24 protein-coding genes and 3 pseudogenes are annotated in these 25,164 nt (G+C 67.0%); 14 read left to right on the top strand and 13 right to left on the bottom strand.

The genetic code is table 11. From position 1 onward, the window contains the following. From AC067M_RS39835 to AC067M_RS39800, 8 genes are all read right to left on the bottom strand, one after another. Nucleotides 1-503 (bottom strand): ABC transporter ATP-binding protein (locus AC067M_RS39835; RefSeq protein ID WP_478701898.1); only part of this gene is annotated, 503 nt, incomplete at its 3' end. Continuing rightward, nucleotides 496-1,602, bottom strand: coding sequence for an ABC transporter substrate-binding protein (locus AC067M_RS39830; RefSeq protein WP_478701897.1), 1,107 nt, complete (start codon nt 1,600-1,602; stop codon nt 496-498). The genes AC067M_RS39830 and AC067M_RS39835, both read right to left, overlap by 8 nt. A gap of 427 nt (nt 1,603-2,029) precedes the next feature. Continuing rightward, on the bottom strand, nt 2,030-2,383 hold the full coding sequence (locus tag AC067M_RS39825) for a cupin domain-containing protein (RefSeq protein WP_478701896.1): 354 nt from the start codon (nt 2,381-2,383) through the stop codon (nt 2,030-2,032). Between the two features lie 328 nt (nt 2,384-2,711). Further along, complete coding sequence (locus AC067M_RS39820; protein WP_478701895.1) at nt 2,712-3,446, bottom strand: SDR family NAD(P)-dependent oxidoreductase; 735 nt, start codon at nt 3,444-3,446, stop codon at nt 2,712-2,714. A gap of 73 nt (nt 3,447-3,519) precedes the next feature. Continuing rightward, entirely contained in the window at nt 3,520-4,626 is a 1,107-nt protein-coding gene (locus AC067M_RS39815) for an alanine racemase (RefSeq protein WP_478701894.1), read from the bottom strand. 121 nt (nt 4,627-4,747) lie between these two features. After that, the gene (locus tag AC067M_RS39810; RefSeq protein ID WP_478701893.1) at nt 4,748-5,233 is read right to left on the bottom strand and encodes a RidA family protein; all 486 of its coding nucleotides are present in this window, start codon (nt 5,231-5,233) and stop codon (nt 4,748-4,750) included. Nucleotides 5,234-6,306: 1,073 nt separating this feature from the next. Continuing rightward, a complete protein-coding gene (locus AC067M_RS39805) occupies nt 6,307-6,993 on the bottom strand; it encodes a GntR family transcriptional regulator (RefSeq protein ID WP_478701892.1) in 687 nt (228 codons plus the stop codon). A 639-nt stretch (nt 6,994-7,632) separates the two neighbouring features. Then, nucleotides 7,633-7,917 (bottom strand): hypothetical protein, encoded by a 285-nt coding sequence (locus AC067M_RS39800; RefSeq protein WP_478701891.1) that lies wholly within the window; start codon nt 7,915-7,917, stop codon nt 7,633-7,635. A 144-nt stretch (nt 7,918-8,061) separates the two neighbouring features. On the opposite strand from AC067M_RS39800, the gene AC067M_RS39795 reads away from it, so the two are divergent. The 7 genes and pseudogenes from AC067M_RS39795 to AC067M_RS39765 all read left to right on the top strand — a co-directional run bounded on the left by AC067M_RS39795 (nt 8,062) and on the right by AC067M_RS39765 (nt 14,414). Next, the gene (locus AC067M_RS39795; protein ID WP_478701890.1) at nt 8,062-8,742 is read left to right on the top strand and encodes a haloacid dehalogenase type II; all 681 of its coding nucleotides are present in this window, start codon (nt 8,062-8,064) and stop codon (nt 8,740-8,742) included. 49 nt (nt 8,743-8,791) lie between these two features. Continuing rightward, nucleotides 8,792-9,277 carry a RidA family protein gene (locus tag AC067M_RS39790; protein ID WP_478701889.1) on the top strand — a complete coding sequence of 162 codons (486 nt, stop codon included), beginning with the start codon at nt 8,792-8,794 and terminating at the stop codon, nt 9,275-9,277. Between the two features lie 13 nt (nt 9,278-9,290). Further along, nucleotides 9,291-9,644, top strand: a complete 354-nt coding sequence (locus AC067M_RS39785; protein WP_478701888.1) for an SDR family oxidoreductase — start codon at nt 9,291-9,293, stop codon at nt 9,642-9,644. Then, a complete protein-coding gene (locus AC067M_RS39780; RefSeq protein WP_478701887.1) occupies nt 9,641-11,044 on the top strand; it encodes an NAD(P)/FAD-dependent oxidoreductase in 1,404 nt (467 codons plus the stop codon). Before AC067M_RS39785 ends, AC067M_RS39780 begins: the two co-directional genes overlap by 4 nt. Before the next feature lie 21 nt (nt 11,045-11,065). Further along, nucleotides 11,066-12,211, top strand: coding sequence for an N-methyl-L-tryptophan oxidase (gene solA / locus AC067M_RS39775; protein WP_478701886.1), 1,146 nt, complete (start codon nt 11,066-11,068; stop codon nt 12,209-12,211). A gap of 590 nt (nt 12,212-12,801) precedes the next feature. Further along, a pseudogene (locus AC067M_RS39770) lies at nt 12,802-12,996 on the top strand (helix-turn-helix domain-containing protein); the annotation flags it as partial. A gap of 890 nt (nt 12,997-13,886) precedes the next feature. Beyond that, nucleotides 13,887-14,414: a hypothetical protein gene (locus AC067M_RS39765; RefSeq protein ID WP_478701885.1), complete on the top strand. Its 528-nt coding sequence runs from the start codon at nt 13,887-13,889 to the stop codon at nt 14,412-14,414. A gap of 161 nt (nt 14,415-14,575) precedes the next feature. On the opposite strand, the gene AC067M_RS39760 is transcribed toward AC067M_RS39765, so the two are convergent. Further along, on the bottom strand, nt 14,576-15,037 hold the full coding sequence (locus AC067M_RS39760; RefSeq protein WP_478701884.1) for a hypothetical protein: 462 nt from the start codon (nt 15,035-15,037) through the stop codon (nt 14,576-14,578). Nucleotides 15,038-15,322: 285 nt separating this feature from the next. Here AC067M_RS39760 and AC067M_RS39755 point away from each other — a divergent pair, with 285 nt between their 5' ends. Further along, nucleotides 15,323-15,892: a DUF3885 domain-containing protein gene (locus tag AC067M_RS39755; RefSeq protein WP_478701883.1), complete on the top strand. Its 570-nt coding sequence runs from the start codon at nt 15,323-15,325 to the stop codon at nt 15,890-15,892. 10 nt (nt 15,893-15,902) lie between these two features. On the opposite strand, the gene AC067M_RS39750 is transcribed toward AC067M_RS39755, so the two are convergent. Both AC067M_RS39750 and AC067M_RS39745 read right to left on the bottom strand, forming a co-directional pair. Beyond that, on the bottom strand, nt 15,903-16,457 hold the full coding sequence (locus AC067M_RS39750) for a YrhB domain-containing protein (protein ID WP_478701882.1): 555 nt from the start codon (nt 16,455-16,457) through the stop codon (nt 15,903-15,905). A gap of 268 nt (nt 16,458-16,725) precedes the next feature. Then, nucleotides 16,726-17,388: a hypothetical protein gene (locus tag AC067M_RS39745; RefSeq protein WP_478701881.1), complete on the bottom strand. Its 663-nt coding sequence runs from the start codon at nt 17,386-17,388 to the stop codon at nt 16,726-16,728. Nucleotides 17,389-17,723: 335 nt separating this feature from the next. Between AC067M_RS39745 and AC067M_RS39740 the strand changes: the two genes are divergently transcribed. Beyond that, entirely contained in the window at nt 17,724-17,915 is a 192-nt protein-coding gene (locus tag AC067M_RS39740; protein WP_478701880.1) for a hypothetical protein, read from the top strand. A gap of 56 nt (nt 17,916-17,971) precedes the next feature. Here the strand turns inward: AC067M_RS39740 and AC067M_RS39735 are convergent, their stop codons facing one another. Then, nucleotides 17,972-18,565 (bottom strand): TetR/AcrR family transcriptional regulator, encoded by a 594-nt coding sequence (locus tag AC067M_RS39735; RefSeq protein ID WP_466252695.1) that lies wholly within the window; start codon nt 18,563-18,565, stop codon nt 17,972-17,974. A 79-nt stretch (nt 18,566-18,644) separates the two neighbouring features. Between AC067M_RS39735 and AC067M_RS39730 the strand changes: the two genes are divergently transcribed. The 3 genes and pseudogenes from AC067M_RS39730 to AC067M_RS39720 form a co-directional block, all read left to right on the top strand. Then, on the top strand, nt 18,645-19,568 hold the full coding sequence (locus AC067M_RS39730) for an oxidoreductase (protein ID WP_478701879.1): 924 nt from the start codon (nt 18,645-18,647) through the stop codon (nt 19,566-19,568). Nucleotides 19,569-19,653: 85 nt separating this feature from the next. Further along, nucleotides 19,654-20,915 (top strand): annotated as a pseudogene (gene istA, locus AC067M_RS39725) (IS21 family transposase). Nucleotides 20,916-20,998: 83 nt separating this feature from the next. Further along, nucleotides 20,999-21,571 (top strand): annotated as a pseudogene (locus AC067M_RS39720) (oxidoreductase); the annotation flags it as partial. A gap of 145 nt (nt 21,572-21,716) precedes the next feature. On the opposite strand, the gene AC067M_RS39715 reads toward AC067M_RS39720, so the two are convergent. After that, entirely contained in the window at nt 21,717-22,604 is an 888-nt protein-coding gene (locus AC067M_RS39715; RefSeq protein ID WP_478701878.1) for a MarR family winged helix-turn-helix transcriptional regulator, read from the bottom strand. A gap of 18 nt (nt 22,605-22,622) precedes the next feature. On the opposite strand from AC067M_RS39715, the gene AC067M_RS39710 reads away from it, so the two are divergent. Continuing rightward, on the top strand, nt 22,623-23,972 hold the full coding sequence (locus AC067M_RS39710) for an aspartate aminotransferase family protein (RefSeq protein WP_478701877.1): 1,350 nt from the start codon (nt 22,623-22,625) through the stop codon (nt 23,970-23,972). A gap of 27 nt (nt 23,973-23,999) precedes the next feature. Continuing rightward, on the top strand, nt 24,000-25,079 hold the full coding sequence (locus AC067M_RS39705; protein WP_478701876.1) for a phosphotransferase: 1,080 nt from the start codon (nt 24,000-24,002) through the stop codon (nt 25,077-25,079). Nucleotides 25,080-25,164 lie beyond the last annotated feature (85 nt).

Genomic DNA, 25,164 nt, shown 5'->3' with positions numbered 1-25,164 from the left:
CGGCACAGGGCCACGCGCTGCTGCTGACCGCCGGACAGCTCGCGCGGCTTGCGGCCGCCGAACCCGGACAGACCCGCGATCTCCAGCGTCTCCCCCACGCGCTTGCGGATCTCGTCCTTGGCCACCCCGCGCAGCGTGAGCGGGAAGGCGACGTTCTCACGGACGGTCATGTGCGGGAAGAGCAGGTACTGCTGGAAGACGAAGCCGAGGTTGCGCTTTTGCGGGGCGAGCCGGGTGACGTCACGGTCCCCGACGGTGATGGTGCCGGAGTCGGGTTCGCAGAACCCGGCGATCATCATCAGGGTCGTGGTCTTGCCCGACCCCGAGGCGCCGAGGAAGGTGACGAACTCTCCCGCCGCGATCTCCATGGACGCCTCGTCGACCGCGACGACGTCCCCGTATGTCTTGCGCAGGGCCATCACCGACAGCGATTTGCCTGTCGCTGTGGCGGGCTTGACGCCGGCCACCTTCACGGACGGTGTCGCGATACCGAAATCAGCCACGAGCCCACTCCAGCCAGCGCTTGGTGACGGCCGCTTCGTTCTTCAGCCACCAGTCGACGTCCGTGTCGAAGCCCTTGTCGTAGTACTTCGGCGCACCGGCCAGCGCGTTGCGCTCGTCCTCGGTGAGCTTTTCGTAGGCCAGCGGGGAAGACGGGTTCGACGGGAACGCCTTGGCCAGGTTGGCCTGGCTCTCGGCACGCAGCGAGAAGTCCATCAGCTGGTAGGCGGCGTCCACGTTGGCCGCGCCCTTGGCGATGGCATAGCCCTGGAACTGACGGCGCATGCCGTTGAGCTGGCGCTCGACCGGGATGCCCTGCTTCTGCATATCGGCGACCCGGCCGTCCCAGACGGTGGACATCGTCACCTCCTGGCGGCTCAGCAGCACACCCGGCAGCGGGCCGCTGTCCCAGAACTTCTTGATGTGGGGCCGCAGCCGGGTCAGCACCTTGAAGGCACGGTCCACATCCAGCGGGTACAGCTTGTCCATCGGCACACCGTCGGCCAGCAGCGCGAACTCCAGCTCCGGCAGGTCACCGTCCGGGTGGACCATCGCACGGTCGCCCTTGAACGCCTTGGTGTCCCAGAAGTCCGCCCACGACTCCGGCTTCTTGCCGCCGAAGGCGTCGGTGCGGTACGCGATGCACTGGCCGTAGAAGCTGTGGCCGATGGCATGGGCGGTGATCTGGCTCTCGGGGATCTTCGCGCTCTTCAGGCTCTTGATCCGGTCGCGGTCCAGCGTCTCCAGCGCGTCCTGCGCCACGTACTTGAAGTGCGACATCATCGAGTTGTTGATGAGGTCGCACTGCGGGCGGCCCTGCTTGATCTGGGCGAGCAGCGGGGCGTCGTCCAGGTTGAGCACCTTGACGCTGATGCCGGTCTCCTGCGTGAACGGCGTGTAGATCGCCTTCTGCAGGGCCGCACCGTAGGAACCGCCGCTGTCGCGGACGACCACCGTCTTGCTGCCGCCCTTGCCTCCGCCGGACGAGACATCCCGGCTGGTGCCGGTGCCGCAGGCGGCGAGCGAGGGAAGAGCGGTGAGGGCGGCCAGGCCGCCGGCTCCTCGCAGAAGCGCTCTACGACCGATCATGGAATCACTCATGGCAGTACTCCTCGTCTGGGGACGCGTGGGACCAGCTGTGCGGGGGCTTTACCTCGCGGGTGCGGGGGGGGTGGGGGGTGCAGGGTGGCGAACGCCGACAGAGCATCGCCCGCTTGCGTTTGCCGATCGCCGCTTTGGGCGCGTGTTCGCCGTGGATCGAGATCCCCGACGACCTTGTGGTCGTGGCGACGCCGGCTAGAAGACCGGATGGGTGGCGGTGGGGAAGCTGGAGCCGTGACAGTCGGTGACCAGCGGATTGGGGGGCGGTCCTCACCAGAGCCGCAGCATGAGGGCTCTCGTGAGGGGTGAGGCAGAGTGGGGCCTGCGGTTGAGGGACGTGCCGAGCGGTCCATCGGTCCCGGCGACTTTGTTCAGCAGGTAGCTTCGCGGGAGGTCTCGAAGATGATCGGGTCGCGCGGCATCGGCGTCACATCACGGTCACGTAGATCTTGCGCACGGTTTCGATGGTCTTCCAGACACCGACGTAGCCCGGCTTCATGACGAAGCTGTCGCCTGCCTTGTAGATCACCGGCTCGCCGCCTTCGGGTGTGAGTTCGACGACGCCGGAAAGGATGTGGCAGAACTCGAAGGTCTCGCCCTTGACCGAGCGCATCTCGCCGGGCGTCGCTTCCCAGACGCCCGTATGGATCGTCTCCCCACGGGCGACGTCCTGGGCCCAGGTCCGGAAAGTGGGGTTGCCGGAAATCAGGCGCTCCGGGAGCGGGGCGGATTCGCGCGGCGCGAAGGAGGGATTGGTGTCGATGGCCTTCAGGAGCGACATGTTTTCCTTTTGAGCTGGAGAAGTTGGTAACCGCGGCCACGATCGATGAGCCCTTGCAGAGCGGCGTCTGGCACGCACGTGTGGGCGTGGCCCGTTCGGTGTGCGGAGACTGGCGACGTGTCGCGGCTGGTGCGGGTGGCCGGGTGGCTCGGATGCGGTTGTCGGCACGGGCGCACTGTGGGGGGCACCGTTCGAGTGCGGCGAATGGGGGACGCGCTCGACTCGTGGTCGTTCGGTCATGCCGCAATCAGTGGTCGCCCGAGGCAGAAGGCGAGACGGTGAGCAGGTCGTTCAGCCCATTGCTGGAAGTGATGCCCAGCAGGGGTGATCAGAAGGCGGTGTAGCCGCCGTCGACGGTGAGGACTGATCCGGTCACGTACGACGACTCCGACGATGCGAAGAAGAGCACCGCGTCAGCCACCTCTTCAGGAGTGGCGAGGCGTTGGAGCGGGATCGTGCTCTCGCGCTCGCGACGGTAGGCCTCAGGGTCGGGCCTGCGCTGGAAGGCCGCCTCGATGACCGGTGTGACGGTCAGGCCCGGAGCGACGACGTTGACGCGGATGTTGCGCGGGGCCCATTCGATCGCCGCGCCCTTGGCGAGCATGATGAGGCCGCCCTTGGCGGCGGAATACAGGACCTGCCCGGACATGCCGACCATGCCCAGCCGTGAACTGACGCAGACGAACGATCCCCCTGTCTCGGGCATCAGCGGCGCGAAGTGCTTCATCACCAGGAACGCGCTGAGCAAGTTGCTCTCCAGCACGCTCTTCGCGTCGTCATAGGCCATCTCGGTCAGCGGACTGACCGCCTGAAGGCCGTGGTTGAGGACGACGACGTCGACGGTGCCGAAGGACTCCGCGGCCTGCTTGGCCAAGCGCTCGACGAACGCCTCGTCGTTGAGGTCTCCGGGAACGTACAGGTCGTCGGGCTGGGCGGTGTCGAGTCGCTCCCTGCGGCCGGTGAGCAGCAGTCGCGCGCCCTCGCGGCGGAAGTGGGCACTCACCGCCTGCCCGATGCCACTACTGGCACCGGTCACCAAGGCCGTGACGTTGTCGAGTCTCATGTCAGGCACTCCTTTGCGGGGGAAGTCGGTCGGCTCGCGGGCTCGGGTACGAGGGTCCCGTCCCCGGCGCCGGTCAGTTGAGGAACCCGCGGGCGTCGACCGGCCACCGCTCCAGCGACGTGCCCGTGCTGTCGGTGACGATCAGCTCCTCGAAACCAAGGACGACCGGGCACACGTGGTTCGGCACCACGGGGACGACGGTGCCGACGCTGGGGCGGAACTCGCCGTCCGGCAGCGGGAGGAATCCGTGGTACTCGTTGACCTTGGACAGGACCGCCTTCGTGCCGGCGATGCCGCCGTAGCCGATCTCGGGGCTGCCTTCGCGGCTGAGGGCCTTGTTGCCCACATCGACGATGACCTGGTCGGGGACCCAGTCGCTGACCACGGTGCCGGCGACGAACAGCGCGATCTGGTCCTCCGTGCAGGAGCCCAGCCGGGCATTGTTCAGATCGCCGAAGACGTACTCGCCGGGACGGATCTCGGTGATCACGCCGCTCGTGGAGAACTCGAGGGTAGGGGTGGAGCCGGCGCTGACCACCTCTGCGGTGACGTCGACACCTTCGAGGCTACGTACCGCGGTGGTGAGCGCGGCTTCCTGGTCCTGCGCGGCGCGCCGGCGAGCGTCCCGGCCGGCGCAGCCGTGACCTGGATAGGTGAAGACGCCCACCGGCACCAGACCCCGCTTGCGGGCGGCGAGCGCGAGGTCGCCCGCGAGCTCGGGCGGCGCCCCGGAACGACGGGCGCCGCAGTCGACCTCGATCACGACCTCCAGGCGGTCCGGTTCGTCTCCCATCGCGTCGGCGAGGGCCTCGATCGCCGCGGCGTTGTCGACGCCGACCCGCAGCCGGGCGGACTCGGCGAGCCGGCGAATCCGGGGCTTTTTCGATCCCGCGGCCCAGATCGGGTAGGCGAGGAAGATGTCGTCGAAGCCGGCCGCGGCGAAGACCTCGGCCTCACCGACATTGCCCGCGGTGATCCCGACCGCACCGGCCTCGATCTGGCGTCGCCCGATCTCCACACACTTGTGCGTCTTGACGTGCGGCCTGACCTTGAGGCTGTGCTGGTCGGCGAAGCCCTGGATGCGGTCGATGTTGCCTTGCATGACGTCGACCAGCACGATCGGCGCGGGGGTGTCGATCCGCTCGACCAGAGCGTCGAGTGCCTGTTGCAGCCGGTTCACGCTGCCCTCCTTGTGATTCTGCCTGGGAATGATCGGGGGCGCAGGTGCCGGCTCCCCTCTGCTGCCTAATGCGCGCCGCCCGCGGAATCGCGCGCTGGCGTACACCGCCGTCCTGCCCGCTCTACACCGCGGTGCAGACCATCTGGATCTCGACCGGGCTGTTGACCGGCAGCCCGGCGACGCCGATCGCCGTGCGCGCGTGCCGCCCGTTCTCACCCAGCACCTCGAGGAGGAGCTCACTGGCCGCGTTGGCGACCTGCGACTGCTCACCGAAGTCCGGCGTGCTGGCCACGAAGACCAGCATCTGCACGATCCGGACCCGCTCCAGATCCCCCACCGCCTGCACAGCGGCGGCGAGGCAGTTGAGCGCGGCATGGCGCGCGAGCTCCCGCGCCGTCTCCAGGTCGACGTCCCGGCCGACAATGCCCTGACCCAGCAACCAGCCATCCTGGTAAGGCAGTTGGCCCGAGATGTAGATGCTGGAGCCCACACTCCGGTGGTGCACGTAGTACGGGTTCTCACGGAGCTCGGGAAGGGCCAGACCCAAGGCCTGGAGCCGACCGGAAGCCGAGCCGGTGTCCGCTGCCGAAGTCACGAACCGGCTCATCGCGCCACCTCCGCGGACGGAACAGGGCACATGCCCACGCAGTTGTCCACGAGAACCCGCTTCGTCTGAATCTTGATCATCTGTACTCGGCTCTCCTCTCGAGTAACAGTGGCGATATAAGGCCGCATGGTGGCTTAAACTCGCTGCCCTTGTCGTTTGTCGACCATATGGGGGGCCGTTGAGCACTGTCAATACGAACTTCGGCCTCGAATGCGACCTCGGAACACCACGTGCGGCTGGGAGCGACGGCCGATGCGCGCCGGCTCACCGGTCTCATCCGGTTCGGTATGGACGGGCATGTACTGAGGCCCGGACGATGCGGCAGCGATCAGGGACGGCGTCCGGGCCGACCAAGAACGCATGCTCGGAGGGACATCGGCGACCGGTGATGCGGGTGTGACAAGCGCACCATACGGTCAGTGCGCCGTCTCGGCCATATCGCAGGTGTGGCATACCACCCTGCGTGCCGGGATACGACCGTACGCGGCACCCACGCCGATCTGGTGCAATGACTTATACATGACACGGGCGTGGTTCTCGCAGGTGGCCAAGCCGCAGCGCGAGCCCACACCGATGCCGGTGGTGTCGCTACGCGCCTCCTGGAGACGATGGCCTGGTACGCGCGCGGGTGGGAGATTGAATCGACGGAGGGACCCCGGCGCGACGTCGTCACCAGCCGGCGCTGTGCAGGCCGGTTACTGCACTCGCGCGGCCCACGCGGCATGGAGTCGGAGATCCACGCCTGCCGACGACACCCAGCTGAAGGTTTTCCCGGGATGATCGAGCGCACGGGAGTCGACGCCAACTGCTCCACGGTAGAAGCCGCGCGTATGACAGAAGGCCGCCACCACCCGCCCTCTCCTAGAAGAACGGACCCGCCCGCGCAGCTGACCGCGCAGCCGTAAACGCCCCGTCGCCCCTACCCGCCCCACCGTGCCGGCGGGCGGCAAACCCTCACTCAAGATCCGCTACAAGAACGCGTTAACAGCGCGAGTTTGATCCTTACTTCGGGCATTGGTCTACAACGTCACGGCGGCGAGCCGGCTTGGACACTTCACGCAGGCGGCATGGCCTCATGCATGCCCGGGAGCACGTTCCCCTGGCTCTCCCGTCTGGGCCCCCAGCCCCATGGGGAAATGGGCAGCCAGTTCCTGGCGGAACGCGTCCGTGTCGCCTTCCAAGGCAACCGCGGCCAACCTCTCATGTTCGACGACCAGTTGATGCGGGTCGTCGCTGTACGTGCGGTGATCGACGCTGAGGTGGAGACGCAGCTTGGTCTCCCAGCCGTGCCAAAGACTCTGCAGAACGCCGTGTCCCGAGAGATCGTAGAAGAGCCTGTGGAATCGAAGGTGTGCGTCGATGCTGGCCGGGATGTCGTCCTTCTCCATCGCCCGACGGAGATCCTCCACAGTTTGCAGCAACTGCGACCGCTCAGGACCGCGCAGTGCTTCAGCTGAGAGCTCCGCGGCGTACGGCTCGACACGTAGCCGGACCGAGTCGATCTCGGCGACCTCCCGAGCGCTCACCTCTACCACGAACGCCCCACGGTAGGGGATCTTGACGACGAGCCCTTCCTCCTCCAGCTTGGTCAGCGCCTCGCGCAGCGGGGACCGGCTGATCCCGAGATCCGCGGCGATGTGCGCCTCGCGCAGCTGTCCCCCAGGAGGTACGGTCCCGTCGAGGATGGCGGCACGCAGCGTGCGGTAGACGCCGTCCGGTGTCGTCATCCGCTGCTCCTGCCACTCGAACTTGTGGTCCACCCCGGCGCCCTCCCTCAGTACTTGTCGACCACTTGGTCGGTTGTCGACTATACCCTTGCCGGTTTTCCATCCATACCTCAAGTGGGCTATCCGGCACGGAACTCACTGAATTCGCAGCGGTGCCCCGTCCGGCTCACGGGTCGCGGTGACGGGTCGGTGTCTCGGGAGGTGCCGTTTGGCTGTCAGGCCGATGCCGGTCCGGACGCGGGTCCTTGTGGACCTGCAGCGGGATGCAGCCCGACCAAGGGGAGCGCGGCGGTCCGTGGCTCGGCGGCTCAGGACGCGCGACGCAGTGCAGCACTCTCGCATCTCCGGACGCCGACTCTTCGGCCTTCTTCGTCCAGTCGGTACCAGGTCTCACTGAGAAGCCGAGCACCTGGCTGGCAGGTGACCTTGCCGATGCTCGCGGCCTGCTCGATGAGCCACACCCGGCGTTCGTACACCTTGCCCTGGTGGGTCGCGGGATTGCCTTCTTCTCTTAGGTCTCAGCAATCCAAGACTGCCTCCGTGACGCACACCCGCACGGAGAGCCGGTAAGGTCCGGTGTCACTCCAAGCCGTGGTCCCCGAATCCTGCACAACGTGACGGGGAGGTCGGCAACGTCGGCGATCGCATGCGCGTCGTCGGCGTTCACCACGATCACCGACGGGCACTCCTCGACCAAGCGTCTCCAGCACCTACGCTGACACCGGGGTACGCGCCCCACGTGGGAATCTCCTCGTACACCGCCGGACCGTCGCTCTCCGGGTACTCCACGCCAAACCTGCGCATGGTCCGTTCCAGCGAGTGGACCACGACCTGATGGCACTGCTTGCACTCCCCAAGGCGCTCGTCGATCGGGTACTGGTTGCCGGTCCACACGAACTCGGAGGCGACCTCGGCCGAGAGCCGATTGCGCCCGACCCGGCGGATCACCTCGTTCATGCGGAAGTGGAACAGCGCCAGGCATGTCCGAGGCGCTCCTCTGACCCTGTTGACACTCAAGCCTCATTTGGTCGACAATCGACCACGTCGGTCGACATTCGACCAGAGCGCCAAGCTGCTCCACTGAAGCACTAGGAGGACCAGATGGGATTCGACGTCAAGCCCAAGTTCGTGACGTTCGACATGAACGGGACGCTGATCAAGTTCAGCATCAACGACACGATGCGTGAGGTCCTGGGCGACCGGCTGCCGGCCGAGGTCGCCGATGAGTTCCTGCGGATCTGCAAGGCGTACCGGATCGACGAGTGCACGGGCGCGTACCAGCCGTTCCACCAGGTCGTCGCGCGTTCCATGGAGCGTGCACTGCACAAGGTCGGCCTGGAATACCGCGAGGACGAGGCGCGGGCGGTGTACGAGCGCATCCCCACCTGGGGCCCGTACCCCGGTGTTACCGAGGCGCTGAACCGCCTGGCTGAGGAGGTCCCGCTGGTCATCATCACGAACAGCGACACCGCGCATGCGGTGCGCCTCGCGGAGAACCTCAAGGCCCCGTTCGAGGTCGTCATCAGCGCCGAGGAGATGGGTGTCTACAAGCCGCGGCTCCGCGCGTTCGAGTATGCGTTCGAGAAGCTCGGTGTGACACCCGATGAGCTCGTGCACGTCTCCGCGAGCCCGATGTACGACCTGCGCTCCGCGGCGATCATGGGCATCGAGAACAAGGTGTACATGGACCGCGGCTGGGAGCACGACGAACACTGGCTCGGCTACGAGCGGATCACCGACATCGCCGACCTCCCGGTCCTCTTCGGCCTGCCGCGCCCCTGACGCCCGAGCGGAGAACTGAGAAAATGATCCACAGCAAGGTGGTGGCGGCGTGAGTCGGCCCCTGCCTCAAACCGTCAGGGGTGACTCGGCTTCAGAAAGGCTCGAGGCCCTAGGACTGAAGCTACCCGTCCTCGCCGGCACCACGTACCTCGTGCCCCACCGGACGGTGGGCTCCACCATCCACCTCTCCGGCCAACTCCCGTTCAAGGACGGCGAGCTGCTGGGTCAGGGCGTTGTCGGCCGGGACGTCGAGCTGGAAGCCGCGCAGGAGCTCGCACGCCATGCCGCGCTCAACGCGCTCGCCGCCGCCGTGCAGGCGGTGGGCGACCTGGACCGCGTCCGGATCGTGCAGATGCTGGTCTTTGTCGCCAGCACGCCGGACTTCGGTGAGCAGTCGCAGGTCGCCAACGCGGCCAGTGAACTGCTCATCGAGGTACTGGGTGAGAACGGACGGCACGCCCGCACCGCGATCGGTGTCGCCGGGCTGCCTCTCAACACCCCTGTCGAGATCCAGGTGATCTGCGCTGCGGTGTAGCGGCGAGCCAATCATGAGCAGTGCGGCGGTGGCCCGGCTTCAACAGGCACTCGACGCCCTCGGCCGGCATGATCGACACTCCGAAGCGCCGATCGTGCCGGCCGACGCGATGCAAGACAGCGTCGAACGAGTCATCGAGGCGTCCTGCCGACGCAGGTCCGCCCCCGAGGCCACACGCCGCGAGCGTGAGGGGCAGATCCCGCTCCCACGCTTCGCCACCTCCGAGGCGATCGCCGACGCCGTCCTCTTGCTCGCATCGTCTGAGTCCTCGTACATCACCAGGGCGGCCCTCCCCGTCGACGGCGGCTACACCGCCTTCCAGCACCGGCCCACACGGTTCCCAGACACAGAAGAAGGACACACATGAACGCCCTTGCGGCACTACCCCGAAACGGAGAGCTCGGCTTCTGGGTGGCCGGGCTGGCCGACAAGAGGCCGTCATTTCCCCGCTTCACCGGCCAGGACTCCGTCGACGTGGCCATTGTCGGCGGCGGCTACACCGGACTGTGGGCGGCGTACTTCGCCAAGAAGCTCGAACCATCGCTCTCGGTCGCCGTCTTCGAGGCCGAACAGGTGGGCTACGGCGCGTCAGGACGCAACGGTGGCTGGCTCTCGGCGATGCCTCCGGGAAACCGTGCCACCTTCGCCCGCGCCGGGGGAGGGCTGGAGGCGAGCCGGGCACTGCAGCAGGAATTCGTCGCCGGCGTCGACGCGGTCCTGGACATCCTCCAGGCCGAGGGCATCGATGCCGATCAGCACAAGGGAGGCGCGCTCGTCGCCGCTCACACTCGGGCGGGGCTGGGCCGGTTGGTCGCCAGGCGTGATGCCGACCTGAAGTACGGGCTGACCGACGACGAAGTCCACATGCTCGACCAGGACGAGTTCCGCAGCCGGATCAACATCTCCACCGTCCACGGCGGGCTCTTCTACAAGCACTGCGCGCGGTTCCACCCCGCGAAGCTCGTCTACGGCCTCGCCGACACCCTGACCTCCATGGGAGTCAGGATCTACGAGGGCAGCCGAGTGGACACTGTCGCGGACAAGACCCTCACCCTGGCCAACGGACGCGTCACCGCGGCCAGGACGTTCATCTGCACCGAAGGCTATTCGGGACAGCTGCTTGGCCGCCGGAGCCTGATCCCGGTTAATTCCTCGTTGATCGTGACCAAGCCTCTGTCGGAGGAGGCATGGCAGCAGATCGGCTGGGAAGGACTCCAGTGCCTCAGCGACTCCGCGCACACGTTCATCTACGCCCAGCGGACGTCGGACGGCCGGATCGCCATGGGGGGCCGCGGTGTCCCCTACCGCTTCGGGTCCGGCACCGGGGGAGCCGGTGCGACCGCCCAGTCCACCATCGACCTGATCTCGCACAAGCTCAGTTCCTTCTTCCCCGGCATCCCCTTCGAGGTGGACCACGCCTGGTCGGGAGTCCTGGGCGTCACGCGGGACTGGAACGGCGGCGTGCACTGGGACCCGGCAGCGGGGATCGGGTCGTCCACCGGCTACGCGGGCCACGGCGTCACGTCGGCCTACGTCGGCGGCAGGACTCTCGTGGAGCTCGCCTTCGAGAAGGAAACCGAACGGACCACCCTTCCCTGGGTCGGCTACCGGGCACGGAAGTGGGAACCGGAACCCATCCGCTGGCTGGGCGTTCACGCCATGTACCGGCTCTTCGGTATCGCCGACCGGTGGGAAGAGCGCAGGGGCTCCAGCAAGACCTCACTCCTGGCCCGATTCGGCAGCAGGCTCGCCGGACTTCACGAGTAAACGAAAAGGAAAACTGCTCTCATGGACGCAAAGCTCGCAGTCATCGGCCTGGGCAGCATCGGGAGCATGGCCCTGTGGCAGGCCTCACGGCTGTCCGACTCGGTAGTGGGTTTCGAGGCCGCCACCCCCGCCCACGGCCGCAGTGCCGTGGGCGGGGACACCCGTCTGTTCCGCATGGTCTACCTCGGCAAGCCCGAGTACTACCCCATCATCGAACGCTCCCGCGGCCTGTGGGCCGAGCTCGAAGCGGAAACCGGGCAGGAAATCCTCACGACCACCGGGGGTCTGTCCATCGGGACGGCGAACAGTAACTTCATCAACAGCCTCCTCGAGACAACGCGCAACAACGGGGCCGAGCACCACGTCCTCAGCCGGGAGGAGATGGCCGAACGCTACCCCCAGCACAACCTCCGCCCCGACGACTGCGCCGTCTACGACCCCCGCGCCGGCGTCCTGCGCACCGACCGCGCCGTCAGCGCCGCCGTCGCGGCGGCCCAGGCGAACGGCGCCACCGTCCTTCAGAACACACCGGTGGACAGCATTACCGAAACCGAAGACGGCGTGGTCGTCACCTCGGGCGACAGAACCTGGACGTTCGAGAAGGTCATCGTCGCCTCGGGCGGCTGGTCCCGAAGGCTCATGCCCGACCACCTCAAGGCCGTCACGGAAACCCATCGGATCGTCCTGACCTGGTTCATCGCCCAGGACGGCACGCAATTCTCGCCGGAGAACTTCCCCATCTTCAGCCGGTGGTACGAGGACCGCTCCATGTACGGCGCACCCGCCGTCGACGGCGTGACGGTCAAGGCATCGGTGGACGGACCGCTGGCCGGGCGCGCAAGGGCAACCCCCGACCCGGACTCCGTGCCCAGAGAACTCACCCGGGAAGAAATCGAAAAGGTCACCGAGATCGTCACCGAGTTCTTCCCCGGTCTGATCCCCACCATCGCGCGTTCCGACGCCTTCCCCGACCTTTTCACCAAGGACAGGCATCCCCTCCTCGGCTGGCTGGATGAGAACAGCAGGATCTACTGCGCCACCGGATTCTCCGGAAAGGGCTTCAAGATGGCGACCGGCTATGGCCACATCGCCGCACACGAGGCGCTCGGCAAGCAAACCATCGAAGGCCTGGCCTTCGTGCGTCCGGACCGGTTCAAGACCAGGTAACCAACACCCACTTCCGCCGCCTCGGCGCAAGAGCCTCGGAATCGCCATTCGTCTGACGGTCGTTGCGGGACTCATCTCTTGATGTCCCGCAACGATGCCGAGAACCAGCCGTATGCCGAACGCGCCCCCCTGGGCCGTCCTCGCCCCGGCCGCCGTCCTGGGCCCTGCTCGGGGCCCTCGCGGTCACGGGCGGTCGGCGGGGTTCGAATCCCCAGGCTGAGGCGGCGGACGTCGGCCCACCCGGGGGGGCGCCCGAGGACCCTCCGCGCGGGATGGCGCAGACGGTGCCGGAGCCATCGCGTACGCCCGTACTCAGCACACCCAGAAACTGACGGGCACCCTCATGACCGATCTCATCTCCCGCGTTTTGACCCGCCGAACCGTCCGGTCCGCGAAGCCTGCGCGCGAGCGGACCTGAAAGCATCTGTCACCGCTCCTGCGGCTGCTGATCCTGACCCAACTTACCTTCAGCATTGAGCTTCTTCGAGCTGGCCACCGATCAGGTGACGGTCCATGAAGCGCAACGAGCGAGGCCCCAGAGCTGTTGATCGAGATGTCTGACGTCTCAACCACGCTGCTCGGGGGCCTCGTTGGTCATCTATCCTGCCGCACTCGACCTGCCGCATGCGCTCGTGGAGTGGGTGACCATGCTCGTCGTCACCCGCGAGGGTGACCGGCGCTGCAAGCTCCGCCCGTCCCAGCGCGCGATGGTGGCACTGGTGTACCTGCGCGAACACACCACCCTCGCGAAGATCGCCGCCGGGTTCGGGATCAGCGAGTCCACCTGTCCGATCGACGCCAGTCGGGCGGCAGGAGGTCCCGCGCCGCGCCACGCAGCGCCTCCCCATCAGCGATCACTGCTCGCAGGTTGTAGCCCACAGTGCGAAGAGCAACGTCCACTCATCGGTTCCACCGAAGCAGGGGCCGGCATCTGTGGACCCTGCGCCGGAGTCGATGTCACCTACGCGTGCCTGCGCTGCGGCACGAGCGAAAGGATCTTCCGCGAGCAGTTGTGCACCCGTTGCTTCGCCACGAAACAACTGGCCGAAGCTCTCGGTGGGCAAGACACAACGGTCCCCGCACAGCGGCGGAACTTCCACTCGGCTCTCGCCGCCGCAGGACACCCCCGCAGAGTGGCGCATTGGCTGACCTGCGCCGGAGTGGCCGCCCTCCTGTCCCAGCTAGCCATTTCTGATGAGGAGATCACTCACCAACAGCTCGACGATCTCCCCAACACGCCGACCACTCGCTACATCCGCGACGTCCTCGTCGTCGCCGCGGTGCTGCCGCCGCGCGACGAACGATTGGAGGCCCTGCCCCGCTGGGCGGACACCCTCTTGGCCCAGGCACCGCTCCCCCAGCGGCAGCTCGTCACCCCCTTCACCCATTGGTATCTGCTCCATCGCATCCGCCGGGCCCACCGGCACCGCCCGCTATGCGCCAGCACACAGCACCAGATGCGATCGCGACTGCGCCGGGCCCTGGGACTGCTCGACTGGCTCGACGAGCACGGCACCGCTCTCGGGGAACTCACACAGCCAGAACTCGAGATGTGGCTGGAGGAAGGGGCGGTAGAACGTCGTGAGGTGCGTGCCGCGTCTCCTGGGCGCGAGGTCGGGGCCTTGTCGGCGAGCTCGTAGTTCCCCGGGCACGCATCGCCGCCCCCAGCGTCTTCATGACGGACGAGGAGCAGGCCGAGCAGCTGCGCCGGTGTCTAGGCGACGATTCTCTGCCTCTCGATGTTCGTACGGCTGGAGCCCTGACGCTCCTCTTCGGGCTGCAGCACACCAAGCTGCTCGAACTCACCGTGCGCGACGTCATAGACGACAACGAGATGGTGGCGCTCAACCTCGCAGGCCATCGTCTTCCGTTGCCGCCCGAAGTCGCCCGGTTGGTCCGTGCGCAACGCGACCAGTGCCAGGCACGCTGGCAGCTCGATCAGACAGCCAGCACAACACCGTGGCTGTTCCTTGGCCAGGAGCCCGCCCGCCCTCTCGGAGCCACCTACCTCAATTTGAAGCTCCGCCGACACGGCATCGCACCTCGCGCCGGTCGCAACAACGCTCGTCTCGCGCTGGCCACAGACCTGCCAGCGTCCGTCCTCGCCGACTTCACCGGCACCAGCATCAGCAACGCCACCCGCTGGACCGGGTATGCCAGACGTGACTGGCTCGACTACATAGCGTCCCGCACACAGATCTGACCGCTCCCCCGGGTGGAGGCCATGGTCCAGAGAGGCCACCACGAGATGGGGGCGGTCATAGCGCCTCGGCGCATTCGTCGACGAACGTGCAAAGCCGACGAATGAGGCCCAAGTGAACGTACCCAGTGGCGGTGCAGACGAACGTACCCGGCGCCCCACCCTCAGGGGACCCACCGGGGAGGCAGTCCCGCTTTGGCACGCCAGTGGTCGGCGTCGTGAGGATCGGCCAGCCAGCCGGTCAGACGTTCAGCGCCGGCACGGAATGCCTCGGGCAACGAGGGCTCCTCGCCAACCACGAGCCTCAGGGCGTCGATGTCATGGGTGGCGTGATCGGTCTCGCACCAGCAGGCTACGTTCACCGCCGTGTCGACAGCGAGCCGGCCTAGGTCGGTCCACACCACCTGGAGCAAAAACTCCAGCTGGTCGCCTCTCTCGGCGTGCTCGATGACATCCAGCCCAAGGACGACCGGTGTCCCCAGCTGAGTGCCTGGGAAGCCCGCGTGTTCCAGGGCCCACTCCCAATCCGCCGTGTCTCTACCTGCACGAGCCGTGTCGACCGTGCCAGCCGCCTGATTCAAGGAGTCCACATCCGCAGCCTCCAGGAGAGGGAAGAGTGCGGTCACGGGGACGTCATCGAAGGCACCTCGCATCATGAGGTGATCATCCCTGTCTCGGGATCGCACCACGAGCCCTTCCGAGACCTCCCGCACGGAATGCCCACGGCTTGGCGCCTGAGCACGTTCATCCGTACCCGGTTGGGCACTTCGACGAGGACGCCGACAGGCGCTGGATGACGGTGGTACCCGGCGGCGTCCACAGGGCCGGGGCCGGTGCGGCAAGGTCTCTAGTGGGTGAGCCCGACATGATGGTCGTCGGTAGGTTCACATACGAGAGGACGAGTGCGGCGGGTGTCTGGAGACGGGCAGACAGATCTGACGGAGCTATGGCAGCAGCGTTGGCCCAGTTGCCCTCCGGTCGGGTACAAGCTTCGCGACCCATATCGGGACGTCTGGGTACGTTTTCACAGCCTGCCGGAATCGAAGCGGTATGCGGACGACGAGAGCGAGTACACCGTCGTCCTGGAGCGGTACAACACCGTCCTTGAGGAGTTGTTCGCTGGTGCGGACGTGTATGTGATCACTCCGCTTTGGACAACCGAGGCCGATGTTCCGTCAGTGGAACCCGGAACGGGGTATTGGCAAAGCCTGCTGGTGGAGGACGATCCTGACCCTGAGTTTCGCACGTACTGCCATCTCTTTGCCGTCCGCCGGCCTTGGCAGCGCGGCTGCATCGACGACTTGCTCCGAGATATCGCCGACGACAAGGTGGCGGGAGTCCTCATCACCGACACCCGTATGCAGCGCATCCACCACCCCTACGACGGTGGTGCCGATGTCTTCCTCGCCACGCCCGAAGAACGGGACCGGATGCGCGATCGGCACCCTGACTGGCTTTCCAGTCGCCCCTCGGGGCTCTGACCGGCTCGGATCACCGCTCCGCCCGAATGGTCTTCACCGCAAGCACCGGGTTGAGGGGCTCCACCAGTTCCTTGGTGGCGACGGCCACCAGGTGGGCGGGTGCATCACCCTCCAGCAATGCGCCCACGTACTCGAGGGCCTCCGCGGGCGAGAGCACAGGCAGCCTTTGGCGCAGTATCCGCACAGCATGCATCCGTCCGCGCATAGCGGCGACTCCGCGGAGCGCATCGTGTAGATCGTCCACTGCAGTGCGCACCGGCAGCCCGCGTATCCGAGCCCGGTAGTCAGCCTCCCACTCCCCGGTTACCGCGGAGACGACGCCGATCTGGTGCAGTCCCCCGTCGACGCGGTCGACCAGATACGGCCCATTGCCAACCAGCGCGTACTTCGAGTTCCGGGTGCGTACGAAGTCCTCGGACTGCCAGGAGACGATCCACACCAGCTCGTGCTCCTTGACGCGGACCACAGCCATCCGCACCGCCTCCGCGCTCACAGCCCGCCACTGCTGATATTCGCGCTCCAGCTGCTCTTCGACAGCCCGAACGGCGGCTTCTCGCTCGATCACGCGTGCAGCATCCCGTACCGGCCCCTCTACCGACCAGCGAATTCGCACGGCCCAGCGCCACCTACGAGGGGCCTGACGGACCTTCTTACTCAGGTGATGAGGATTCCTGAAGTTCCTTAGGGCTGCTCGCGTTCTCCACTTGGTTGCACGGTTAACGCAGGGGCCGGATTCGCCCGCTAGTTGAGGGTTCGGACGGATCCCCCCCAGCTAAGGGCGCCTACGCGCCATTTAGCCGCTCTGACCGCCGGTACGGAGTGACCTTCCCGCTCTACCGCTCGGCGGTGCCGTCCGCACCGTCGATCTCGTAGATCCGCCCCTGAAGCCGTTCACCGGCCCAGTCCAGCTCGACACCCAGGTCAAACCAGTGCCGATCCTTGCGGACTCCAGGCGGTGAGAGGTTCACCGCCGCCCACGAGAACACCCCCAGGAGGATGGAACGCCCGTGCTGCGTGGTGCGCACGGACAACGCAAACGGTGCGGCGAGTGCCGCGCGGGTCACCAACATGACCTGTTCGTCCTCAGAATGTCGACGCCCACCCGTGAGAAACCGAGGCGTTTCAAGGATCTTGACCCACTCGACCACTGCGTCTGTCACCTGGGCGCGCAAGGACTCTTCGATGCCCTTCCGGACGGCGGTCGCGGGATCATCGCCGAGCCAGCCAAGCCAGTGATCAGGGTCAGTGAGCTTGCTGAAGTCGTCCTGCGGCACCCCGTGACGGGGATTCTGCTGGTACTCACCTGTCAGTTTCCCGCTGCTGTCCACCAACCACGCGCCGCGGATTGCCTCGGGTGGTACGTAGCCGTTCGGATCGTCGATATACGTCGAGTCAATCTCGGCGACGCTGCCACCGGGATTCTCAGCAGCCGCCGCCAGTAGTGCCGGCTCGTTCGGTATGCCCTTACGTCGGCTTCGCCAGCCAAAACGCCCCACGTTCCCTCCCCCACCGTTGCCTGCCCAGTTGACCGCGATTGTGCCGCACCGGTCAGGACCGCATGAGGGGGTGTGCGTGACGGCGACCGGTGGGTGGGGAATCTCAGCGAGCCGGTCTGTCCCACCCCCAAGCAAGGGGTGGGGTTCCAGGCGTCATCACAGGAATACGACAGCCACGGAACAAGTGCTCTGCGCCAGTACCGCTGCGCACCCAGGTCTGCTGCGACGCCTGCCACAGCGGCTACGTGCCCAGCCCGGACACCTACATCACTTCCCCCACGGCCACGCACTCGCTGGTCGCCTGACCCCTGCTCCATCCCACAAGGGAGACCCACATGCACGCCGACGTGCAGCACACCGTTGCCGCCCTTCTCACCGCCGCGCACACCCAGCACGGCGAGCGGCGCACCCACATGCTCGAGGAAGCACGCCTCGGGCTCGACCTCGCCCAGACCCTCCAGCCCCCTCACGAGGAAGGCCCGGAGGGCACGACGGTCGTGCAGCGCCACCGTGTCGCCAGTCTCTGAAAAGTGACCCTCAGCCAGTTCTTGAAAGTTGACCCCTCTGGTCATCCTGCGCGGCTCTACTGCGGCGCGCTGCCGCGCAGGATGGACGCGATCATGTCGTCCAAGCCGTGCTCAGCCGCCTCCGGCGGTAGCACGCCGCTCACCGTCAGGCCGGCGTAGCCATGCAGCGCCGCGACGATCGGCAGGGCAATCCGTTCGAGTGGCCCCTCGCGTACTTCGCCCCGGCGCTGCCCGTCGCCGATCAGCTCCAGGAGTTGATCGGACCACCGGTGGGCGGTCGCCCCGAGTGCCTCCGACGCCTCCGGGCTGTGCTTGACCGAGAACATCAGGTCGAGCAGTGCGGCGTTGGCCACGGCGAAGCCCACGTAGGCGCGGGCCGCAGCACCCAGCCGGTTGGCGAACGCCTCACCAGCGCCTTCCTGTGAGGCTGCGATGGCCTCGGCGAGCCGCTCGAACCCGGTCAGTGCCAGGGCGTCCAGCAGTGCCTGCTTGGACTTGAAGTGGCGACTCGGCGCGGCGGGGCTCACCCCGATCTCGCGGGCCAGTTCGCGCAGGGACAACGCAGACGCCCCCCTCTCGCGCAGTGTCTTCTCGGCCCGCGCGAGCAGCGCGGCGGGGAGGTCTCCGTGGTGGTAGGGGCGGTCCGTCATGCCCTCAGCTTAGCCGAGTGTAGGTGACGCTTACATTGTTAATGTTGCCTACATTGTGATCGGTGCATACATTGGGGCCATGGCAAAGAACACGCACACCCAGCCCTGGAACACCACCGACATCCCCGACCAGACCGGCCGCACCGCCGTCGTGACCGGCGCCAACAGCGGCCTCGGACTCGCCACCACCACGGCACTGGCCGCCGCGGGCGCCCACGTCGTCCTCGCCGTACGGGACACCAAGCGCGGTGAAGCCGCAGCCGCGACGGTGAACGGCAGCGTGGAGGTCCGTCGGCTCGACCTGGCCGACCTTGCCTCCGTGCGCGAGTTCGCCGCCGACTGGCACGGTGACCTGGACCTGCTCATCAACAACGCCGGCGTCATGAACGTCCCCGAGGGCCGCACCAAGGATGGCTTCGAGACGCAGTTCGGCACCAACTACCTGGGGCACTTCGCCCTGACCAACCTGTTGCTGCCGCACATCACCGACCGCGTGGTGTCCCTGTCGTCGATGGCGCACAAGTCCCCGGGCAGTCCCCACATCCACTTCGACAACCTCGACCTGACCGGCGAGTACGACCCGATGACCGCCTACAGCCAGTCCAAGCTGGCGGTCCTGCTGTTCACCCTGGAACTGCAGCGACGACTCAGCGCCGCCGGCTCGCCCGTCCGCGCCTTGGCCGCCCACCCGGGCTGGGCCGCCACCAACCTCCAGGGCAACGACGCCAACCTCCTGCGACGCCTCTTCCTCCGTCTCGGCAACAAGCTGATCGCCCAGGACGGCGAGGCCGGCGCACTCAACTCCTTGTACGCGGCCGTCCAGGACCTTCCCGGCGGGAGTTTCGTCGGCCCCGACGGCATGTTCGAGATACGCGGCACCCCCTCCCTGGCCGGCCGTTCGGCAGCGGCCAGCGACCCGGCCACCGCCCGCCGTCTGTGGACCGCCTCCGAAGAGCTGACCGGCGTCACCTTCCCGGAGCCGACTGCGGCAGTTCAATCCTGAAGCCGTGGCCGCCCCATCGGGTCGGCGACCTGCGACGGGGCAGGTGGCCGCACTCGGTGTCACGGAGGCTGCTCGATACAAGAGGGTGCTGAAGGTGGAGGACTGGGCGGAGATACGTCGGCTGCATCGAGCAGAGGGCGTGCCCATCAAGGAGATCTCACGGCGGCTGGGGGTGGCCCGGAACACGGTGCGGGCCGCGTTGAACTCGGACCGGCCGCCGAAGTACGAACGGGCCCCGCGCGGACGGGTAGCGGACGCCTTCGAGCCGCAGATCCGAGGCTTGTTGAACGAATGGCCGACGATGCCGGCGCCGGTGATCGCCGAGCGGATCAAGTGGCCGTACTCGATGTCTCCGCTGACGAAGAAACTGGCCGAGATCCGGCCGGAGTACGTCGGCATCGACCCGGTCGACCGGGTGGCCTACGAACACGGCCAGATCACCCAGTGCGACCTGTGGTTCCCAGAGACGAGGGTCCAGGTCGCACCCGGCCAGCAGCGGGTCCTGCCAGTCCTGGTCATGACGCTCGGCTTCTCCCGGTCCTGACCGCGGAGATGATCCCGACGCAACAGGGCGGCGACATCCTGGCGGGCATGTGGTCGCTGATCAGCGGCATCGGCCGGGTGACGCACACGCTGGTCTGGGACCGCGAGGCGGCCATCGGCGGTAGCGGGAAGGTGACCGCGCTGGCCGCCGCGTTCGCCGGGACGCTGGCCACAAAGATCAAGCTCGCGCCGCCACGCGACCCGGAATGCAAGGGCATGGTCGAGCGGAACAACCAGTTCCTGGAAACCTCGTTCCTGCCGGGCCGGCAGTTCGCCTCGCCAACCGACTTCAACCAGCAGTTGGCCGAGTGGCTGGAGCGGGCCAACGCCCGCACCGTCCGCTCCATCCAGGGCCGCCCGGTCGACCTGCTGGAGACCGACCGCCAGGCGATGATCGCGCTGCCGCCCTTCGCGCCTCCGATCGGGCTGACACAGCGGGTCCGGCTTGGCCGGGACTACCACGTCCGCGTCGACACCGTCGACTACTCGGTGGACCCGCAGGTCATCGGCCGGTTCGTCGACGTGACCGCGATGCCGGACACGGTCACGGCCATCTGCGACGGCCAGGTCGTCGCCCACCACCAGCGGTCCTGGGCCAAGCAGGCCGTGGTCACCGACCCCGTCCACGCGGCTACCGCGGCCCGGATGCGCCAAGCCCTGGCGCTGGACCGGCAAAGACGCCAGGCGGCAACCCGCCAGCACAGCGACGGCCATGGCGTCGCCCTCCGGGCCCTGCCCGACTACGACGCCCTGTTCGGCGTCGACTTCGACCCCGCGAGCACAACGAAAGCGAGCAGTGAGTGACCACCACCGCGCCGACCAAGGACGGCCTTCCGTCCATGATCGCCTACCTGACCCGGGCCCTGAAGACCCCGACCATCGGCGCGCTGCAGTTCGGCACGAACCACCTCGGCCACTTCGCCCTCACCGGGCTGCTCCTCGACATGCTGCTGCCCGTGCCGGGCTCCCGGGTGGTAACCATCAGCAGCAAAATGGCCAGCAGCATCAACTTCGACGACCTGCAGTCGGAATGTTCCTACAACCGGAACGCGGCATACGGCCAGTCCAAGCTCGCCAACCTGCTGTTCGCCTACGAGCTGCAACGCCGCCTCGCACCGCACGGCACCACCATCTCCCTCGCCGCCCACCCCGGCGTGGCCAGTACCGATGGACCCACCAACCACGCCTCCGCCGGCACACGCCTGGCCTTCACTCTGATCTCGCCCGTCATAACCCAGCCACCGACCATGGCCGCGCTCCCGACGCTGCGGGCCGCCACCGACCCCGGCGCCCTCGGGGGCCAGTACTACGGCCCCGACGGGATGGGCCAGTACAAGGGACATCCCCAGGTGGTCACCTCCAACGCGGCTTCCTACGACGTGGCCGACCAACAGCGCCTGTGGGCGATCTCCGAGGAACTCACCGACGTGAAATTCCCCAACCGAGTGCCCACGAACTGAGCCGCAGTTCGGGTGGCGGCCTGCCAGACGATCTCCGGCATGGACTGTTGCCGACCGAGGCCAGTACGCTCACCGCCGGTCATGCCAGCCCCTTTTGAGCGAGCAATTGTCAAGACCGGTGGATCGGCGCTGCTGGGACTGGCGCTCAGGAGTCGGCGATGGCAGCGAACAGCGCTGCGGCCCGGGCGATCACTGCACGGTCTTCAGCGTCGAGGGCATCCAATTGCTCATCGAGCCAGGCGCTGCGCTGCGCCTGCGTGGTGTAGCCGAGCCGGTCGCCCTCCTCGGTGGCGCTGAAGAGCACCTTGCGGCGATCGTCTGGGTCGCGGGAGCGCACGGCGTAACCGGCCGAGGTCAGGCGGTTCACCGTCTGGCTCATCGAGGCGGGCGAGACCCCGCCACGCTCGCTCAGGGCGGTCAGTGCCTGGGACAGGGCAGCCGTGTCCGCCGGCTGCGTCGTCGGTCGGTTCGGTGCAGAGTCCGTAGGGCACCTGGACCACCCCGGTGGCCCGCCGGGCGTGCTCGGAGTCGAGGACGAGTTGGGCCTGGCGCCGGACGCGGTTGGCGTTCCGCTCGAACTGCATGGTCGTGGCCCGCTCGATGGCTGTCCTCGGGCTCGTCGGGCACGGCCTCGGGCCGAAGCGCGAAGGTGTCGCTGAGGCCGTGCAGCGGCTGGTCGGGGGTGGTGTCGGGCCCAGGGCCCGCGTCCGGCCCAGTCCGCCTCACGTGTCCGACCAAGCGGACGTGAGAGAGGCCGCTGATCTCGCCCTGCTCGGTCAGGAACAGGAGCCGGTTGAGGAAGAACCGGCCCAGGTCGGCGCGATGGGACAACGACTCGCAGAGGTCGGGCGGAACAGGTCGACCCGCAGGAAGTCGCTGGCTCCCGACGGCAGTCGCTCGTACCGCTCGAGCGCGTACTGGTCGAAGGCCTGGGCCATGCCGCACCCGCGCACGAAAGAATAAGTTTCAGGCTGGAACTGAAACAAAAGCTGGTATGCTGCCGCTGAAGCAGCCGAGACGAGATGCAAGCCACGAAGGAGGGGACCTGCTGATGACTTCCACGCTGAGTCGAGCACTGGTCAACTACCCCAACAGGTTCGACCCCGCAGCGGTCGGTGAACTGCCTGAGCGGTTGCAGTCCACCGTCAAGCGGCGAAACAACGTGCTGGGCCCTGGTTACGCGCTGAACTACCGGGAGCCGGTCGAATTCGTCTCCGGCCGAGGCGCTCACCTGTTCGACCGGGATGGCAACGACTACCTTGACGCCTACAACAACGTGCCGTGCGTCGGTCACGCACATCCACACGTTGTCGAGGCCGTGTCCCGCCAGATGGCGGCGGTCAACACCAACACGCGCTATGTGCAGGAATCACTCGTCGACTACGCCGAGCGCCTTCTCGCGACGATGCCCGAGGCGCTCTCGAAGGTCAGCTTCGCGTGCAGCGGGTCGGAGGCGAACGACCTGGCCATGCGCGTGGCTCGCTTCCACACGGGCGGCGAGGGAATCGTAGTGACTCGCTGGGCTTACCACGGTCTCACTCGCGAGGTTGCGAGCTTCTCGCCGACGCTCGGCGCGGGCTCACCGCTCGGGCCGAATGTGCGGCTCATCGATGCTCCTGATCCGCGACTCGTCCCGCCGGGTTCATCGCTTCCCGACTACATGCGAAACCAGGTGCGAGGCGCGATCAACGACCTCGAGCGCCACGGCTACAGGCTCGCGGCGCTGATCACCGACTGCGCGCACTCAAGCGACGGCCTCTTCACCGATCCTGTCGGTTACCTGCGTGACATGGTCGAGGAGGTGCACGCCGCGGGCGGCGTGTACATCGCCGACGAGGTCCAGTCGGGATTCGCCCGGCTCGGAGAGTCGATGTGGGGGTTCAGCCGCCATGGAGTGCTTCCGGACATCGTCACGATGGGCAAGCCCATGGGCAACGGCATGCCGATGTCCGGCGTGGTGTTCAGGCCCGAGGTGTGCGACGAGTTCGGACAGAATGTCCGTTACTTCAACACCTTTGCCGGCAGTTCGATCGCGGTTGCCGCCGGTGCCGCGGTTCTGGACGTCTTCGAAGCGGAGAACGTGCCGCAGCGAGTTCTCGACAACGGCAGGGCGCTCAAAGCCGGCCTTGAGGAGATCACTCGCGAGTCTCCCTACATCGCGGAGGTCCGCGGCAGTGGTCTGTACGTGGGCGTCGAACTCGTGAAGGACCGGGAGTCGCTGGAGCCCGATCGTGTCCGCGCCGACCACATCATCAACGACATGCGCGAGCGTCGCATCCTCATCAGCGGCACCGGGGAAGCCGTCAACGTACTCAAGATCCGACCGCCACTGGCCTTCGACTCGGCCGACGTGACGCGATTCCTCGAGACCTTCGCCGAGATCGCCGAGATGCGCCTGTAGCAGGCCGAAAGCCGAAGGGACCGAACGGTGAACACCTCGCCCCCCGCACGTATCGCCCAGCAGTTGTTCGAGGAGAGCGGCCTGGCATCGTCCCACGAGCCCATCGAAACGAACGTGGTGGACGCCCTCCTCGCCCGGCACTACCAGCTGAGCGGACATCTCGAGCGGCTGGCAACCGAGAAGGACGACACGTTCCGACTGCGGACCGGCACGGCCGACCATCTCGTCAAGGTTTCCCCGCCTGACGAGGCGGTAGATGTCGTAGCTCTGCAAACGGCTGTGATGCGCCACCTCGAAACCGAAGCTCCTCATCTCCCCGTCCAGCGGGTCAAGGAGACCACCGAAGGCAGCGACAACGTACCGATCGAGACGAAAGACGGCGGGGTTCGAGTCCTGCGCGTCTTCGACTTCGTCGAAGGTGCCGTCCTGGCGCGGACGAACCCCGATCCCCACCAGCTTGCCCAGGTCGGGCAGATGCTCGGGCGAGTGGATCTGGCGCTGCGGTCATTCAGGCATCCAGCGGACGAGCGGCGCCTTGTGTGGGACCTTCGCCACTTCGACCAGCTGCGGGAGCTCATCGAGTACACGCCCAGCGCCGTGCACCGTCGGCTGGCACAAGAAGTGTTCCGCCTTTTCCACGAGGCCATTGTTCCGAGGCTGGGTGATCTCGAGACCCAAGTGATCCATGGTGACTACAGCCCCTACAACGTCCTGGTGGATCCGCGGACAGACAGCTTCGTCACAGGAGTAATCGACTTCGGTGACAGCATGCGCAGTGCTTTGATCTTCGATCCTGCTGTGTCTCTCGCGAACCTTCTCGGCCGGACACCGTCGGATCCCTGGCGTGAGGCATGCAGCTTCGTCGCGGGATACGAGCGGGCCCGGCCGATCAAGGACACCGAACTCCCGCTCCTGCCTGTTGCCGCGCTGGCACGCCTGACACTTCGCGCGCTGGTCACCCATTGGCGTGCGGAACGAGTGCCGGAGCGTCGCGACTACCTGCTCGAGCACGCCAGAGACGACTGGGTCAACGTGGAGCGGGCCATGGCCGTCGCCATGGAGGAGGTCGTGGCCCGCTTGCTGAGCACCCGCCATGACACGCCTTGAGCGGCGCCACTGAGGCGACACTCGTCCGCTTCCGACACGGCCGGCCTGGCCTGGCCTCCGGTCATCGAGGGTCGGCTGGATCTGC

This window comes from Streptomyces sp. NPDC043427 (genome assembly GCF_056436655.1).
The sequence above is the reverse complement of the archived record's forward strand: the minus strand, read 5'-3'. Positions and strand labels throughout refer to the sequence as shown.